Source organism: Microcystis ichthyoblabe FBCC-A1114 (genome assembly GCF_050500245.1).
Lineage (GTDB): Bacteria > Cyanobacteriota > Cyanobacteriia > Cyanobacteriales > Microcystaceae > Microcystis > Microcystis ichthyoblabe_A.
Map to the genome: position 1 here is coordinate 3568724 of NZ_CP191408.1, position 16956 is coordinate 3585679.

General features: G+C 44.0%; 12 protein-coding genes and 1 pseudogene. 11 read left to right on the plus strand and 2 right to left on the minus strand.

All coding sequences use genetic code 11. The features are described from left to right. The first annotated feature begins 56 nt into the window (after positions 1 to 56). The 9 genes and pseudogenes from ACQY1Y_RS17275 (at position 57) to glgB (ending at position 12024) form a co-directional block, all read left to right on the plus strand. On the plus strand, positions 57 to 2843 hold the full coding sequence (locus ACQY1Y_RS17275; protein ID WP_430013222.1) for a cation-translocating P-type ATPase: 2787 nt from the start codon (positions 57 to 59) through the stop codon (positions 2841 to 2843). Between the two features lie 762 nt (positions 2844 to 3605). Next, a complete protein-coding gene (locus ACQY1Y_RS17280; protein ID WP_012266550.1) occupies positions 3606 to 4010 on the plus strand; it encodes a hypothetical protein in 405 nt (134 codons plus the stop codon). 31 nt (positions 4011 to 4041) lie between these two features. Further along, complete coding sequence (locus tag ACQY1Y_RS17285) at positions 4042 to 5874, plus strand: S-layer homology domain-containing protein (RefSeq protein WP_430013223.1); 1833 nt, start codon at positions 4042 to 4044, stop codon at positions 5872 to 5874. Between the two features lie 69 nt (positions 5875 to 5943). Then, positions 5944 to 6631 (plus strand): annotated as a pseudogene (locus tag ACQY1Y_RS17290) (WD40 repeat domain-containing protein); the annotation flags it as partial. 621 nt (positions 6632 to 7252) lie between these two features. Continuing rightward, positions 7253 to 7519, plus strand: a complete 267-nt coding sequence (locus ACQY1Y_RS17295; protein ID WP_002737355.1) for a hypothetical protein — start codon at positions 7253 to 7255, stop codon at positions 7517 to 7519. Positions 7520 to 7932: 413 nt separating this feature from the next. Beyond that, a complete protein-coding gene (locus ACQY1Y_RS17300) occupies positions 7933 to 8157 on the plus strand; it encodes a hypothetical protein (protein WP_002736478.1) in 225 nt (74 codons plus the stop codon). A 668-nt stretch (positions 8158 to 8825) separates the two neighbouring features. Beyond that, complete coding sequence (psbH, locus tag ACQY1Y_RS17305) at positions 8826 to 9020, plus strand: photosystem II reaction center phosphoprotein PsbH (protein ID WP_002736544.1); 195 nt, start codon at positions 8826 to 8828, stop codon at positions 9018 to 9020. A gap of 104 nt (positions 9021 to 9124) precedes the next feature. After that, complete coding sequence (locus tag ACQY1Y_RS17310) at positions 9125 to 9373, plus strand: TatA/E family twin arginine-targeting protein translocase (protein ID WP_002735474.1); 249 nt, start codon at positions 9125 to 9127, stop codon at positions 9371 to 9373. Between the two features lie 371 nt (positions 9374 to 9744). Next, complete coding sequence (gene glgB, locus ACQY1Y_RS17315; RefSeq protein ID WP_002737827.1) at positions 9745 to 12024, plus strand: 1,4-alpha-glucan branching enzyme; 2280 nt, start codon at positions 9745 to 9747, stop codon at positions 12022 to 12024. A 385-nt stretch (positions 12025 to 12409) separates the two neighbouring features. Here glgB and ACQY1Y_RS17320 read toward each other — a convergent pair whose 3' ends face one another. Beyond that, positions 12410 to 12811: a fasciclin domain-containing protein gene (locus ACQY1Y_RS17320; protein ID WP_002736196.1), complete on the minus strand. Its 402-nt coding sequence runs from the start codon at positions 12809 to 12811 to the stop codon at positions 12410 to 12412. Between the two features lie 54 nt (positions 12812 to 12865). On the opposite strand from ACQY1Y_RS17320, the gene ACQY1Y_RS17325 reads away from it, so the two are divergent. Next, positions 12866 to 13051, plus strand: coding sequence for a hypothetical protein (locus ACQY1Y_RS17325; protein ID WP_002747899.1), 186 nt, complete (start codon positions 12866 to 12868; stop codon positions 13049 to 13051). A gap of 438 nt (positions 13052 to 13489) precedes the next feature. On the opposite strand, the gene ACQY1Y_RS17330 is transcribed toward ACQY1Y_RS17325, so the two are convergent. Beyond that, positions 13490 to 14590, minus strand: a complete 1101-nt coding sequence (locus ACQY1Y_RS17330; RefSeq protein ID WP_430013224.1) for an alkene reductase — start codon at positions 14588 to 14590, stop codon at positions 13490 to 13492. 758 nt (positions 14591 to 15348) lie between these two features. Here ACQY1Y_RS17330 and ACQY1Y_RS17335 point away from each other — a divergent pair. Next, positions 15349 to 16914, plus strand: a complete 1566-nt coding sequence (locus ACQY1Y_RS17335) for a B12-binding domain-containing radical SAM protein (protein ID WP_002737603.1) — start codon at positions 15349 to 15351, stop codon at positions 16912 to 16914. The last annotated feature ends 42 nt before the right edge of the window (positions 16915 to 16956 follow it).

Sequence of the window (16956 nt, forward strand, 5' to 3'; positions counted from 1 at the left end):
TGTTACCAGGGAAAGAAACGGCTAAGATCTATTTAGATCAACTATCTTCACTTGCCATGGCCGCTAATGCCGACTATTCTGCCCATTCTAGACTTAACTTGCAACAACCTTGGCATACCTATCCGGTGGAAACCACCCTATCTATCCTCGGTAGTTCGGCTGTTAATGGCCTCAATAGGGAGCAAATCGCCCAAAGAATTAAATATTATGGCAAAAATGAACTAAAAGAACGTCCAGGGCGCAGTAATTGGCAAATTCTCCTAGATCAGTTTACCAATATTATGCTCCTCCTCTTAATTGCCGTGGCCATAATTTCCGGGGGACTAGATTTACTGGCATTGCAGCGCGGTCATCTGGCTAAAATTGGTGTTCCCTTCAAAGATACGATCGCTATTTTAACAATTGTCATCCTCAATGGTATCCTCGGCTATCTGCAAGAAAGTCGTGCCGAAAAAGCTCTGGCCGCTTTAAAAAAACTCTCCTCTCCCCAAGTTAATGTTATCCGCGAGGGTCAACGCAGAGAAATAGATGCGGTTAATCTCGTCCCCGGGGACATCATGCTGATTGAAGCGGGAACCCAAATCAGCGCCGACGGCCAAATTATCGAAGCTTTTAACCTGCAAATTCGCGAATCGGCCTTGACAGGAGAGGCAAATAGTGTTAATAAATCCGCCTCCATTGACCCCTTAGACAGGGATACTCCCCTTGGCGATCGCTTAAATTTTGTCTTTACTGGAACAGAGGTACTGCAAGGCCGGGCTAAGGTCATCGTTACCAATACGGGGATGACCACGGAATTAGGCAAAATCGCTCAAATGTTAGCAACAGTCGGCAATGAACCCACTCCTCTCCAAAAAAGAATGACTCACTTGGGCAATGTCCTTGTTGCTGGTTCTCTCATTCTAGTGGCCCTGACTATTACCATCGGCCTGATCAATGCCGGTTGGTCGGCCCTAGAGGAATTAGTCGAAGTTTCCCTTAGTATGGCAGTAGCCGTCGTTCCCGAAGGATTACCCGCAGTTATCACCCTAACTCTCGCCCTAGGTACCCAACGCATGGTCAAACGTCAGGCCTTGATTCGTAAACTGCCGGCAGTAGAAACCCTTGGTTCCGTTAATGTGATCTGTTCCGACAAAACTGGGACGCTAACGGAAAATAAAATGATTGTACGCGAGATAGAGACGGTTAATCGCAGTTTTTCAGTTACTGGGGATGGATATAGTCCAAAAGGACAATTTTTAGACTCCGATCAACGGGCGATCGATCCCAAAACCGATCTAGAATTACATCATCTCTTAATTGCCAGTGTCCTCTGCAACGATGCCAGTTTAAACCTCGATAATGGTCACGATAGCATTTTAGGCGATCCCACGGAAGGAGCCTTATTAGTTTTAGGGGTGAAAGCGGGATTAAATTTATCCCTAACCAAGCAAGAGTTCCCTAGAATCGCTGAAATCCCCTTTTCTTCTCAAAGAAAGCGAATGTCGGTCATTTGTCAAGGAGTCAATACCGTACTATTTACCAAAGGTTCTCCGGAATTAATCCTTGAACAATGTCTCTCCTATCAATCGGGATTAGAAAGTCTTCCTTTTGGGGATAGGGAAAAAGAACAAGTCTTAGTCGCTAACAATGCTATGGCTAACAGGGGTTTGCGAGTCTTAGGATTAGCCTACAAAAACCTGATTTATCCGCCAGAATCAACTGAAATCAGCGAAGATGCCCTAATTTGGTTAGGAATGGTCGGTATGATCGACGCAGCGCGACCGGAAGTACAAATCGCCGTGGCCAGGTGTCGAGAAGCGGGAATCCGTCCGATTATGATCACCGGTGATCATCAATTAACCGCTCTAGCGGTGGCTAAAAGTCTTGGTATTGCCCAAGCGGGAGCTTTAGTGATCTCAGGGCGAGAATTAGATAAATTATCACCAATTCAGCTAGAAAACCTCATTGACAAAACTAACATCTATGCCCGTGTCTCCCCCGAACATAAATTAACTATTGTCCGCGCCTTGCAAAAAAAGGGTAAATTTGTTGCTATGACCGGAGATGGGGTGAATGATGCTCCGGCCCTGAAACAAGCAGATATCGGCATTGCCATGGGAATCTCCGGCACCGATGTCACCAAAGAGGCTAGTGATATGATTCTCCTCGATGATAATTTTGCCACCATCGTCGCTGCCACGGAAGAAGGGCGAGTGGTTTATAACAATATTCGCAGTTTTATTAAATATATTCTCGGCAGTAATATCGGGGAAGTGATTACTATCGCCGCTTCGCCTCTTTTGGGTTTAGCTACTCCTCTCACTCCCCTACAAATTCTCTGGATGAATTTAGTTACTGATGGTTTACCCGCGTTAGCTTTGGCAGTGGAACCCGCTTCTCCTAATATTATGCGTCGCCCTCCTTTTAGTCCCCAAGAAAGTATTTTTGCTCGCGGTTTGGGCAGTTATATTGTGAGAATTGGGATTATTTTTTCGATTATTAATATCACTCAAATGTTAATCGCTGTGCGCTTGGATCCGCTTTTTGGTAATACCGGTTCATGGAAAACTATGGTTTTTACTACTCTCTGTTTAGCTCAGATGGGTCATGCCATTTCTGTGCGATCGAGCGATCATCTTACCATAGAAATGAATCCTTTGACTAATCCCTATCTCTGGGTAGCAGTAACCCTGACGACAATTTTTCAACTGATGTTAATCTATGTTCCTGCCCTGCGGGATTTTTTCGGCACTCAATTTTTAACTAAAGAAGAATTATTAATCTGTTTGGGGTTTAGTACCTTATTATTCGTTTGGGTGGAGTTAGAAAAATTATTTACCCGTTGGTATCATCGGCGATAATCAGGGAGCTTTTTTCAGTGTTCAGTAAACAGTGAATTGAAAACTCAAATCCCATAACTGATAAACCCCATCCACAGGGAAAACCCTTGTTTGGCTTTTTCGGCTAAGATTTTTGCATAAGTAGCTGGTTATAATTAAATTAAAAATCGATTTTAGGTTCGATCCCCCCTTAGTCCCCCCTTAATAAGGGGGGTGCCGATCCCCCCTGCCCCCCTTGATAAGGGGGGTGCCGATCCCCCCTTAGTCCCCCCTTAATAAGGGGGGTGCCGATCCCCCCTTAGTCCCCCCTTAATGAGCTGTCCTTTAGTCACATCTTTCTTAACATTTCAAACCTTTGTAGCACAAGGCTTTCAAGACTCGGTTAACAATTTGTAATATTCCTTGTTGACACCCTTACTGACAAAGAAAAAACTGAAATCAAGTCAGGATAAGGGTTGGAGTGCTTACTGCAAAAATTGTTAAGAAAGATCCGACTAATGGATAGCTTAATAAGGGGGGTATCTGATAATTTTTAACGCCTACCTACATAAGTAGTCATGCAAAATAAATTTCCTAGTGAAGACAGGCAAGAGGCAATAGGCAAGAGGCAAAAGCTTTATCGAAATGTGTAATTAATTTTGCTTAGGTACTTAGTAATAATTTTAAGGCTTAGTGCCTTGGCCGTAAAATTCCAGTTCTCTAGCTGATTGCGATTTGGCTTACTATTAAAAATTGTTTTGATCTAAGATTGAATCAGCAATATTTTATTGGGAGTATCAAACAATGGAACCAGTTTCTCTGATTATCGCCGCCTTGACTGCCGGTGCGGTTGCTGCGGCTAAAGATACGGCGGAAAAAGGCGTTAAAGATACATATCAAGGTTTGAAAACCTTGATTAAGCGTAAGTTTGCTAATGATGCTTTAGCACAGGCAATGGTAGAGGCAAAACCAGAGGATATCAAGAAAGCTGAAGGTTTGTTAAAAGATAAAATTGTCGAAGCCGGGGTTGATAAAGATAATGAAATCACTAAATTAGCCCAAGATTTACTAGACAAGCTCCAAGAACAACCCGGTGGACAACAAATTATCACCCAAAATATCAGTAATGTTAAATATGCTGCTACCTCTGGCACGGGTAATGCTAGTATTAGCGGCATCACCGAGCATGGCACATCTAAGGATGACTGAGACTGTATTTTAATTAATCAGGATGGTTGATATGTCAGAACCAAGCGAAATTCAACAAAATATTACAGAAGCTCAATATGCTGCTACCTCTGGGACTGGCAATGCAACCATCACGATTACCAATTACTATTATCGAGAAGAAGCAAGAATAGCCCCTGCTGATTCTGCCGATGTTGCCGATGATAATCTGCCCTGTCCCTATCGTGGCTTGTTTCATTTTGGGCCAGGAGATGCAGAATACTTTTTTGGGCGCAAAAGCTTTATTAAAACCCTATTTCAGGCAACCCAAACCCGTAATTTTATCCCCCTATTAGGTGCGTCGGGAAGTGGTAAATCCTCGGTAGTTTTTGCGGGATTAGTCCCTAAATTGCAACAAGAAGGTCACTGGCAGTTTACCCATTTTCGTCCCGGTTCTGACCCTTTTCATGCCCTAGCTTTGGCATTAGTTCCCCTTTATACAACTAATCTAAATGAGACAGAACGCCTCGCCCAAGCGCGTCAGTTAGCCAATTATTTGCGTGATGGCGACATTCCTCTAGCTGACGTTGTTGCCCAAATCCAACAGAATTATCCCAGTGAACGGGTGCTGGTAATTGCCGACCAATTTGAGGAACTTTATACCCTCTGTCCTGATGAAACAATCCGTCGTAATTTTCTCGATAAATTAACTACATTCCCCTTTGAAAGGGTAGGAATGGTGTTGGTATTAACTATGCGGGCGGATTTCTTGGGGAATGCTCTTTCCTATCGTCCCTTTGCCGATGTCTTACAAAATACTGACTTGAAATTGGGGCCGATGAACCGAGAAGAACTCACAGAAGTTATTGAAAAACCGGCGCAAAAATTGGGGGTGACATTGGAAGCGGGACTGGTGAAACGCATCCTCGATGATGTGGAGAGTGAGCCGGGGAATTTGCCATTACTAGAGTTTGCCTTAACGGAATTGTGGCAGCGGCGACAGGGCAAAGAATTAACCCATCTGGCATATACAGAAATTGGCGAAGTGCAGGGTGCTTTGGCCCGCCATGCCAATGAAGAATATGACAAGCTGAGTGAGGCGCAACGGAAAGAGGTGCGGCGCATTTTCATCCAATTGGTACGCCCAGGGGAAGGCACAGAAGATACGCGGCGGCTGGCGACAAAAGCGGAATTAGGGGCGGTAAATTGGGCGCTGGTGAAACAACTGGCGGATGCGCGTTTAGTTGTCACCAGTCGCAGTGAAGAGGCACAGGTGGAGACGGTGGAAGTGGTGCATGAAGCATTGATTCGCAATTGGGGGGAATTGCGGGGCTGGATGGATACAGACAGGGTTTTTCGCGCTTGGCAAGAGCGATTAAGGGCAGGAATGTATCAATGGCAACAGATAGAAAATGGAGACGTAACTGGATGGGATGAAAGCAGATTGTTGCGGGGTACAGCGTTGGCGGAGGCAGAAGAGAAGCTGAAACAACGTCCAGAGGATTTGAGCGAAGGGGAGCTATTTTATATCCAAGTAAGTGTAAAACTGCGAGACAAAGAACAAAGGCGGCGAGAACGTGTAAGACGACAGACTGTTTATGTTTATGTACTAGCAGGAGGTTCGATTTTGATTTTAGCTTTGGGTATATTGATTCAATGGCAGAACGCCGAAAAGCGAAAAGAAATAAATAACCTTGAACGACAACTAGAGTACGAGATAGAGTCCGCGAAAGAACAAGTAGAGTCCGCGAAAGAACAAGCGAGGACAAGCAAAATTCATGAGAGAGGGAGAATGTGTTACCAACTCCTAAGAGATAGGAATTGGAAACAAGGTTATGGAACGGTTGAGGAGTATGAAGAAAACAAAAGAAGGTTTGATTATTGTGAGTCGGAATGGGGTAAATAAAAGTAACACCGTGTGCGACTTTTTCAAAACTCTGATTTCACAAGTATTTCAAAGATACGGACTTGGCACGTTATTAGTGTCAGTTTCAGTCCTGACGGCAAGACTTTGGTGAGCGGTAGTCGGGACAACACTATCAAACTCTGGAATGTAAAAACAGGCCAAGAAATTCGCACCCTCAAGGGGCATGATAGCTATGTCTATAGCGTTAATTTTAGTCCCGACGGCAAGACTTTGGTGAGCGGTAGTTGGGACAACACTATCAAACTCTGGAATGTAGAAACAGGCAAAGAAATCCGCACCCTCAAGGGGCATAATAGCCGTGTCAGAAGCGTTAATTTTAGTCCCGACGGCAAGACTTTGGTGAGCGGTAGTGTTGACAAGACTATCAAACTCTGGAATGTAGAAACAGGCAAAGAAATCCGCACCCTCAAGGGGCATGATAGCTATGTCTATAGCGTTAATTTTAGTCCCGACGGCAAGACTTTGGTGAGCGGTAGTTGGGACAACACTAAGTAGTCATGCAAAATAAATTTCCTAGTGAAGACAGGCAAGAGGCAATAGGCAAGAGGCAAAAGCTTTATCGAAATGTGTAATTAATTTTGCTTAGGTACTTATCAAACTCTGGAAGGTAGAAACAGACTCGAATTTATTGAATTTAGATGCTTTAATGAGGCGTAGTTGCGATTGGGTGCGGGTTTATTTGCAGAATAATATTAATGTCAGGGAGGAAGATAGGCATTTGTGTGATGGGATTGGTACAAAGAATTATCGGACTAAGGAGATTTTGCCATGACTTCCACGAAAGAATAGAGCTAACCAGCTAGGGTAAAATTAGGGTTTCGGCTTATCCTCAACTCAGCTTAACTAGGGATAGGCCGATTTATCTTGTTAAGGCTATATTTTGAGCAACTTTTGTCAATTTAGCCACAAACAGAAACATAAATCGTAGGTGCGTTAGCCAAAGCGTAACGCAGCAATTTATAGCGTTTCCTGTTCGCAAGAGGTACATTATCGATGTTGAAAAGCTTAATCAGCAAAGGTTAACTTGTGCCACACAGGTGTGAGAACTGCTATAACGCTCTTCTGGGACTTTCGGAAATTCCTGACCGAATCCAGATTCTGAAACCCTTGGTTGACAAGTGATCGCTAACTTTTTTTCTAATAAAAACTCAAATTTCGGGTTTCTGTTAGTTAGCGATAGCTTGAAGGCTTACCCCATAAGAGAGCTAGAGTTTAGAGACTGTAAGACTTTTGCCAGAGTCCCAGAAGAGCTTTATACTAAATCCGGTTATTGAAAACTGATTATCTATTACCCGGATTTAGTATGAGATATTATAGAGAGGTCTCCAGAAGTCAAATCGTAATCAGGAGTTAGTATATGCAAGCAATCCTTTTAAGCCGTGAAGAAGTTGCTCAACGTGCAGAGAAACTGTACGAAAGCAGAATCCGCCAAGAGGTGGAAGTTGAAGAAAACATTGGCAAGATGGTCATCATTGACATTGAAACAGGTGACTACAAAGTTGATGAAAATGGCTTACACGCTGCTGACTTATTGAGCGAGAAACACCCCCATTCTCGGCTCTTTGGGATCAAAATTGGCTACAACGTTGCTGCCGCTGGTAATGATTCGGTAGTAGTGGCGTAGCTCTCTTGCTTACCTGGTATGAATTATGTAAAATATTTATTAATAAAAATAATTGGAACCCGATCAGTCTTTAAACCTCTAGCTTGATCATGACTTTTCTGATAAATATCTTTTTCTGGCTCCTGTCTGGCTTACTCAAATATCAGCTCTGGTAGGGTGCGTTCCCTAATGCAAGTATAGTTATGGTTTTCAGCGAATTGTGGGATGCCATGTCGCAGTAAGGTTTTTGCCTTGTGGTGATAGGCTATTCTCCCTAACGACCGTACAGCCGGCTTGCTTTTTGCTTCGGTAATATGGAATAAGATGATAAAACTCCCAATCGAACTTTCAAAACCCACTCCCCTCCGACGGCTGGCAATGGCAAAACACAAAGCCTGCTTGACCCACAGCGTGCCGAATGCCTTTGGTTAGCTATGGCTGTAGCCACTCTCTGGACGGTTATGCTGGGTGGAGAAGCGGAAAATCAATCTCCTGAACCCAATTTAGAGCAACTTCCCCCCCAACATACTGTCTTTAGTAAAACTCTCCACCTCAAACCCTTACGTCAGCTTTCTTGTTTTCTTCTGGGTTCTATTACCCTAGTTGCTGATTTACTGAAAGGTTTGTCGATTCACCTTCATCGGAAATTTTGGGTCTGAAACCCCGCCGTTCTAGGTTGGCTTTACGTTAGAATTAAAAGGCCAGTCTCGAAAACCAAGTGGACGGCGCAGCACCTTGAAAACTAGGCTTAGGGGGTTCCGACCAGAAAAGCTTGGCCGGGTAAAAAGTCGCGCGCAACAAGTACAAGAAGCTATAGGCGGTCAACGTACCGTGGGACACACGGAATCGGGCTTCTGAAATGGGGCGAAAGTCTGTGGACTCTGTGTAAGACAGTACATGGTTTTTTAACTGTGGTATGCGACGGTGGTGGAAGCAGAAACTTAAATCGTGAGGTTTAGGAATCGCCGCACTTTTAGGGCGGCGAGGATGTCAACGTTGAAGTTCTTTCCCTCTCACCCCCGTTGATGCTTTTTACTACTCCCCTTCCTCTTAGTTGTAAAATACCTACACCTGTCAGTCCCTATTGACCATCTCCTAAATCCTGAGAAGATTACCAAACAATGTTAGAATAATTCCCGTACTGTAGGCGCTTGCAGATTCTTGTGGGCGTGGCAGGGCAGGCGAAAAACGATTCCGTTAGGAATTAAACCAAAAAAGTTCCACTGGAAACAGCAGTAGATTTTATCTCACTGGGTTGACCAGTTGGCAGTTCGTCAAATTACGGATCAATACAAAATTATCATTTACAGATCTTTCTTGGTAACTTATGGCACAGCGTACACGCTTAGGTGAAATCCTTCGTCCCCTCAACTCAGAATATGGTAAAGTTTCTCCCGGTTGGGGAACTACCTTGCTGATGGGAGTGTTTATGGCTCTGTTTTTAGTCTTTTTGCTGATTATTTTACAGATCTACAACTCCTCCCTAATTTTAGAAGGATTTAATGTGGATTGGGGTCAGTAAGCAGATTCCAACAATCTTGTCGGCATTTTTGGCCGCAGAATTGTCTCTCGGACTTTAGCAGGTGGGTTATTGCCCACCGCAAGTTTTTTATTAGGAGCAAACACATGAATATTTTTGGGATTGGATTGCCAGAAATGGGGTTAATTCTCTTGATTGCCCTGCTAGTTTTCGGACCGAAGAAATTACCAGAAATCGGTCGCAGTTTAGGCAAAACTATTCGAGGATTTCAAGAAGCATCCAAGGAATTTGAAAGTGAATTTAAGCGAGAGGCCCAGCAGATTGAAGACTCGGTAAAAATCAAAGCTGAATTAGAAGAAAGTCAATCTACTAGGGATCAAACTCGTTCCAGTTGACAACTTTGTAGAGATGTAGAGTAGGTCAAATTCGAGGCTATCCGCTAGATTAACATCGAGAATGACCAAATCGAGATTAAATTGGCAGTTTTACCATAGACCTCTTGTAAAAATCAAAAATTGTTGTTAGGGTCAGGAGTCGGTCGTCGGTCGTCGGTCGTCAGGAGACAGGAGATTATTTTATTTATTCTTCCCACTTCCCCACACCCCGCACCCTACACCCCACACCCCACACCCTACCCCCACGAAAAACTTTTTCAGCAGACCCTAAGTAGGCAGAATATATCATTAGTTTGAGAATTCCCAGAAGGCAGGGAAAAAATGACTATTTCCTTGCTATAAGTATTGTAGATGTCAAGAGTGGTAAATGAATGTCTATAGTGGTATCCCCCGAACAAGTCCATCAAATCGTCAACAACCTCCATCACGATCCCTTTGAGGTTTTGGGGGCCCATCCCCTAGAAGAAGAAGGAAAAGTCAATAAATGGGTTGTTAGAGCCTATTTACCGAAAACCACGGCCGCCTGGGTTATTTTACCGTCCCAAAGACAAGAATATCCCATGACGACCGCTTATCACCCCCATTTTTTCGAGTGCGTTATCGATATCGGTGAACTGAACAATTATCAATTACGCATCCACGAGGGAGAACAGGAACGGGTAATCTATGATTCCTATGCCTTCCGTTCTGCCAAACTTAGCGATTTTGATTTACACCTGTTTGGGGAGGGCAACCATCATCGCATTTATGAAAAATTAGGGGCGCATTTAGCCGAAATCGAGGGTATTAAAGGGGTTTATTTTGCCGTTTGGGCTCCTAATGCTCGCAATGTCTCGATTATTGGTGATTTTAATAACTGGGATGGTCGTGATCACCAAATGCGGAAACGTAATAATATGGTCTGGGAATTGTTTATCCCGGAAATCGGTGTTGGCACTAAATATAAATACGAGATCAAAAATTGGGAAGGTCATATTTACGAAAAATCTGATCCCTACGGTTTTGCCCAAGAAGTACGCCCGAAAACCGCCTCGATCGTGGCCAATTTAGATAGCTATACTTGGGATGATAGCGATTGGATGGAAAAACGCCGCCATAGCGATCCTTTAACTCAACCGGTTTCCGTTTACGAATTACACCTCGGTTCTTGGCTGCACGCTTCTAGCGCCGAACCACCCCGTTTACTTTCCGGGGAAGGAGAAGCGGTTCCCGTGTCGGAATGGAACACTGGGGCCCGCTTTTTGAGTTACTACGAGTTAGCCCAAAAACTAATTCCCTACGTTAAAGAATTAGGTTACACCCATATCGAATTATTACCGATCGCCGAGCATCCTTTTGATGGTTCTTGGGGTTATCAAGTGACGGGTTATTTTGCCCCCACCAGTCGCTACGGCAATCCTGAAGATTTTATGTATTTTGTCGATCAATGTCACCAAAATGGCCTTGGTGTGCTAGTGGATTGGGTCCCCGGTCACTTCCCCAAAGATGGCCACGGGTTAGCTTTCTTTGATGGTACTCATCTTTATGAACACGGCGACCCGCGCAAAGGGGAACACAAGGAATGGGGAACCTTAATTTTTAACTACGGTCGCAACGAAGTCAGAAATTTCCTGGTGGCTAATGCCCTATTTTGGTTCGATAAGTACCATATTGACGGTATTCGAGTGGATGCGGTGGCTTCTATGCTCTATCTCGATTATTGTCGTAAAGATGGGGAATGGGTGGCCAACGAGTACGGTGGCCGGGAGAATTTAGAGGCCGCCGAATTCCTGCGTCAAGTCAATCATGTAATTTTTAGCTATTTCCCCGGAATTCTGTCAATTGCCGAAGAATCCACCGCTTGGCCGATGGTGTCCTGGCCCACCTATATGGGCGGTTTAGGCTTTAATTTGAAGTGGAATATGGGCTGGATGCACGATATGCTCGATTATTTCGGCATGGATCCCTGGTTCCGTCAATTCCATCAAAATAATGTCACTTTTAGTATGTGGTATAACCACAGCGAGAATTATATGCTGGCTTTGTCCCACGATGAAGTGGTTCACGGCAAAAGTAATATGATTGGCAAAATGCCGGGGGATGAGTGGCAAAAATTCGCCAATGTCCGGGCATTATTTAGTTATATGTTTACCCACCCCGGCAAGAAAACCATGTTTATGAGCATGGAATTTGGCCAGTGGAGTGAGTGGAATGTTTGGGGTGATTTGGAGTGGGGTCTTTTGCAGCATCAACCCCATCAACAGCTAAAACGCTTTTTCTCAGATTTGAACGCCACCTATAAGAGTGAACCTGCTTTATATACCCAGGATTTTGGTCAGGATGGCTTTGAGTGGATCGACTGTAGTGATAATAGTCATAGCGTCGTTTCTTTCCTGCGCTGGAGCAAAAATTGGCAGGAGTTTCTGGTGGTGGTCTGTAATTTTACTCCCCAACCCCACAGCCATTATCGCGTTGGTGTACCCCATCCCGGTTTTTATCAGGAAATCTTTAACAGCGATGCGGGTAAATATGGCGGTAGTAATATGGGCAACCTTGGCGGTAAATGGTCGGAGGAATGGTCCTATCATAGCCGTCCCTACTCGATCGATCTCTGTTTACCACCTTTAGGGGTTTTAGTTCTCAAAATCGGTCCTCATGCTTCTGGGGAATAGGTAAGCTTTTTTCAGTGTTGCCAAAGGCACGGCGTAGCCGTCCAGTAAACAGTAATCAGTGAACTGAAAACTAACATCTGATAACTGATAACTGAGCTGCCATTACTGTCGAGATGGCTAATACTAAATCCGTTGAGTAACGCACAGAAAACGGGTTTCTCGGAGAAACCCGTTTTCTACTCATGTAATAGGCAAAAGGATCAATAGATAATCAGTCTTTAATAACAGGATTTAGTCTGAACAGGTACAGACAAGAAAGTGCAGAAAGTGGGCATTTTCCTCTGGCGAGCATTGGAACCATAAACAGGCAAAAGTATCTGTATATTTAGTTACTAAATAAGACAGATTTGCCCTAGATGCAGACCGGGCAAAAGATGGTCAAAAACTAACCCATCAGGATCACCGTATCGATGACGTGGATCACACCATTATCCGCCTCGATATTACCCGCGACCACCGTGGCATTTTTCACCTCAAAACCTTCGCTACAATCGACGGGAATCGGTGAACCCTCTAGAGAAGTCACTACAGCCAATTTTGCCAAATCTTCCTGCATATATTTGCCCGCAGCGACGTGATAGGTGAGAATTCGGGTTAATTGGGGGATATTCTGCACTAGGGTTGTAATCGTCCCGGGGGGCAATTTGGCAAAAGCTTCGTCGGTGGGGGCAAAAACCGTGAAGGGGCCAGGACTTTTTAGGGCATCCACAAGATTAGCCGCTTGTACCGCCGTCACTAGAGTTTTAAAATTATCGGCACTGACCGCAATATCGACAATATCTGCCATAAACTTAACTCAATCCCTTAAAAAAATTATCTATTTCAGATTTTAAACTCAATCTTGTGGCTCTTCTCGACTTTGTGTGATAATTTTTGCTTATGGAATCGTGAAATGTTGACGGAGAAAGACTTTTACGACTATTTTGCCGAAGAAACTATCAGTATAGGCTTCGTTTCCACACAGAAACCAGAAGAGCCATCTTGTCCCAAAGATCACTTTACTAAATTGTGTGTCAAAAGTTGGTAAAGTAGCCTAGTCTCATAAAATAGCAACCGACATAGGCCATCCTTACCTAATGCCTTAAAACTGGGTAACTCTTGGGTGACTTTGATTTTTTTCCCGGTTTTTTCGTTGCGAGTAAAATAGGTGTGTTTTCTGGGATTTAGCCAAGAGTTCTTAAGTTTAGCCATAGTCTCAGTTTTAGCGGGTTTATTCGGGCAAATAGTCACCATTGCCTGCTGTCCTTTAGTCAAATCTTTCTTAACATTTCAAACCCTTGTAGCACAAGGCTTTCAAGACTCGGTTAACAATTTGTAATATTCCTTGTTGACACCCTTACAAAACAAAGAAAAAACTGAAATCAAGTCAGGATAAGGGTTGGAGTGCTTACTGAAAAAATTGTTAAGAAAGATGCCTATAAGGGATAGGAGGGTGTCTGATAATTTTTAACGCCTACCTACTTAACTAGGGTTTATAACTGGGAAAATCGATATAACCTTCCTTGTCAAAAGAATACCAATCCTTCATCTCAGCATCGGGATTAAGAGGCCAATTATTGGCGAATCTTTCCACCAAATCGGGATTACTGATATAGGGGCGACCGAAAGCAATTAAATCCGCATCTCCTAACTGAATAGCGGCTTCAGCAGTTTCTTTTGTATAACCGCAATTGCCGATTAAAGCACTATTAAAAACAGCCCGAAACTCGGATAAAAGCATCGGTTTACCCTTTTCATGAAAACCAAAAGCCAAGCCATCTAGCAGATGCAAATAAGCTAAATTGTACTCATTTAATCTTTGGGCAACATAGAGAAAAGTTTCTCGAAAATCCTCGGAACCCATGTCATTATAAACCCCATTGGGAGACAGACGCACCCCCACCCGATGACTGGGAAAAACAGTTAAAATTGCCTCGACTACTTCCTGTAAAAAACGATAGCGATTTGCCAAACTGCCACCGTACTTATCCTGACGCTGATTAGTAACAGATTGTAGAAAAGTATCGATTAAATAACCATTGGCCCCGTGAATTTCTATGCCATCAAACCCCGCTAATTTTGCCCTCTGAGCGGCTTGACGGTAATCGGCGACAATTGCGGCGATTTCCTCGGTTTCTAAGGCTCTAGGGGTCTCGTAGGGCTGTTTGCCGATGGGTGTATGCAACTCCCCCTTAATCTTAATTGCGGAAGGGGCAACGGGTAAAGCGCCATTTTCCTGAAAACTAGAATGAGAAGCGCGACCACAGTGCCACAATTGACAAAAAATTGGTGTTCCTTTTCTTTGGGCGATTTTTGTCACTATTTGCCATGCTTGCGCTTGTTCATCGGTGTAGATACCGGGGGTATTTTGCCAACCGTTAGCTTGGGGAGAAATTACCGTCGCTTCTGTAATCATTAATCCGGCGCTGGCCCTTTGCCGGTAATATTCGGCCATTATCTCATTAGCAAGACGTTTTTCTCCGGCTCGCGCTCGCGTCATGGGAGCAAGCACAAGACGATTTTCTAAGTTTAAATCTCCCAATTTAAATTGACTTAAAAGAGCCAGGGAAGTAGTGAAGGAAGTCATCGAATTTGCCGATAGAGAGTTTAGGTTAATTTTACCGCAGTTAGTTAAAACCAGACAATCGCACCCAAGTATGATTGACTGGCCATCTGCGAGATTGTTCCTCTGCTAAGGGAGGAGAATTAATCGGATCAACTAGCTGAATATAATTAATATTGGTCATAAATCTGACTATAATTACAAGTTATTTAATTTATTCATCATCCAAAATTAAAGAGACAGAAACTATATTTTCTGGTAGTTAAGTCATGATGGTTCGGTATAAAATAGTGTAATTACGCTTATGTTTATCTGACCAGAAATAGTCATTGTCGAGATGTCTAGTAACTGGTGTTTTACCGATCAAATAGACTTCCTAGTGACTGAAACGAAACCCTTACTATTCGGTGCTTGCGAATTTTAAGAGGGTTTTTCAGAATCAGCATTTTTTAGTAAACTTACCCAAAAATACCCAAAAGAGGCAAACAGCCTCTACATTGCATTGATAAAAATGGGAAAACAGGAGTTTTTAGCAAGCATCATTCATTTAATTGTGCTAATCTCCAAAAAATAGCTATTTTTTCATAATTTATAGCAGTTCTCACACCTGTGTGGCACAGTTAAACCTTTGCTGATTAAGCTTTTCAACCTCAACAATGTACCTTTTGTGAACAGGAAATGCTATATTTAGAACTAATTTATGAGTAAAAAAAAAGTCTTGATCGACTTGGGCTTTGTGGCTAGTATGTAAAGCATCTAGCTTCTTCATTGGAGACACCTGAATGAAAGCCCTATTACTGTGGCCGCTGATGCCCAACTCCTTTTGGTCCTATCAAGAGACTTTAGATCTAGCCGGTTTAAGATCAACCAATCCGCCTCTGGGTTTAATTACGGTGGCAGCCCTGTTACCATCGGATTGGGAAATCCGGTTTGTTGATCGCAATGTCCGATTAGAAACGGCTTCCGATTGGGAGTGGTGCGATTTGGTCATCATCTCCGCCATGATCATTCAGAAAAAGGACTTTCAAGAATTGATTGCCAAAGGGTTGCAGTTGGGTAAAAAAGTGGCGGTGGGCGGGCCTTACCCCACCTCCTATCCAGAAGTTGCCCAAAAAGCTGGAGCAGATTACCTGATTCTGGATGAAGGAGAACTGACAATCCCGCTGTTCCTGGCAGCCCTGGAGCGGGGTGAACCGAGTGGTGTCTTTAGAGCCAGTGAGAAACCCGATGTCACCATGACACCGATCGCCCGCTATGATCTACTAGATCTGGATGCCTATCTGGCGATTACCGTGCAGTTTTCTCGGGGTTGCCCCTTTCAATGCGAATTTTGTGACATCATCAACCTCTATGGCCGCAAACCGCGCACCAAAACCCCAGAACAAATGTTGGCTGAGTTGGAGACGTTATATCAACTGGGCTGGAGGCGCTACATTTTTGTTGTGGATGACAACTTCATTGGCAATAAGCGGAATGCCAAGGTGTTTCTGCGGGAGTTGATCCCCTGGATGGAACAACACCAGTATCCCTTTAAACTGATTACGGAAGCTTCCCTTAATCTGGCTGAAGACAGCGAACTGATCGAGTTAATGGTCAAGGCCGGCTTTATGCTGGTGTTTATGGGGATTGAGACACCAGATACCGATAGCTTAATGGGCATTAACAAGGTTCAAAACACCCGCCAATCCCTGATCGAATCCTGTCACAAAATTACCCGCATGGGGCTGCAGATTATGTCTGGCTTCATTATCGGTTTTGACAATGAGAAACCAGGCGCAGGGCAGCGGATCAAAGATTTTATTATGGAGGCGAGTATTCCCCAGGGGCAGTTTAGCCTGCTCCAGGCACTGAAAAATACCGCCCTGTGGAATCGCCTGCAACGGGAAGGTCGTCTGGTAGATGGCATGGGCACTGTCCATCAGGGAGCCATGATGAACTTTGAGCCAACTCGCCCGGTGGAAGAGATTACCGAAGAATACATCGACGCTTTCTGGGAAATCTACGATCCTGTTAACTACCTGAAACGAACCTTCAACCATTTCATGATCATGGGGGGATGGCGCGGCAAATCGAACCGTAAATTAGATTGGCAACAGTGGCAATTGTTCCGTTCCTTGCTCTGGCGGCAGGGGATTGTCCGACCGACGCGGTTCCGTTTCTGGTGGCAACTGGCAGTGATTGCCTGGGTCAAACCCCGTCTGCTAGAAGAGTATCTAGCAACCCTAGGGATAGGTGAGCATTTTTTTGCCTATCGCTATGAAGTAAGAGAACAGTTACTAAAACAACTAGCCGATTTGAAGCAACAGAAAGCAAGGGTAGCCCAGCTGGAAAAAACGCTCAAAAGCTAGACAATAGCACCGACAAACAGTCAATGCAGACATTTTGGCGAA

Coding starts and splice junctions, on each gene's coding strand:
- ACQY1Y_RS17310 (WP_002735474.1), top strand. CDS start 9,125: ATGAATATTTTTGGGATTGGATTGCCAGAAATGGGGTTAATTCTCTTG.
- ACQY1Y_RS17320 (WP_002736196.1), bottom strand. CDS start 12,811: ATGGCAGATATTGTCGATATTGCGGTCAGTGCCGATAATTTTAAAACT.
- ACQY1Y_RS17330 (WP_430013224.1), bottom strand. CDS start 14,590: ATGACTTCCTTCACTACTTCCCTGGCTCTTTTAAGTCAATTTAAATTG.
- ACQY1Y_RS17335 (WP_002737603.1), top strand. CDS start 15,349: ATGAAAGCCCTATTACTGTGGCCGCTGATGCCCAACTCCTTTTGGTCC.
- ACQY1Y_RS17300 (WP_002736478.1), top strand. CDS start 7,933: ATGGCTGTAGCCACTCTCTGGACGGTTATGCTGGGTGGAGAAGCGGAA.
- ACQY1Y_RS17275 (WP_430013222.1), top strand. CDS start 57: ATGGCCGCTAATGCCGACTATTCTGCCCATTCTAGACTTAACTTGCAA.
- ACQY1Y_RS17285 (WP_430013223.1), top strand. CDS start 4,042: ATGTCAGAACCAAGCGAAATTCAACAAAATATTACAGAAGCTCAATAT.
- psbH (WP_002736544.1), top strand. CDS start 8,826: ATGGCACAGCGTACACGCTTAGGTGAAATCCTTCGTCCCCTCAACTCA.
- glgB (WP_002737827.1), top strand. CDS start 9,745: ATGTCTATAGTGGTATCCCCCGAACAAGTCCATCAAATCGTCAACAAC.
- ACQY1Y_RS17280 (WP_012266550.1), top strand. CDS start 3,606: ATGGAACCAGTTTCTCTGATTATCGCCGCCTTGACTGCCGGTGCGGTT.
- ACQY1Y_RS17295 (WP_002737355.1), top strand. CDS start 7,253: ATGCAAGCAATCCTTTTAAGCCGTGAAGAAGTTGCTCAACGTGCAGAG.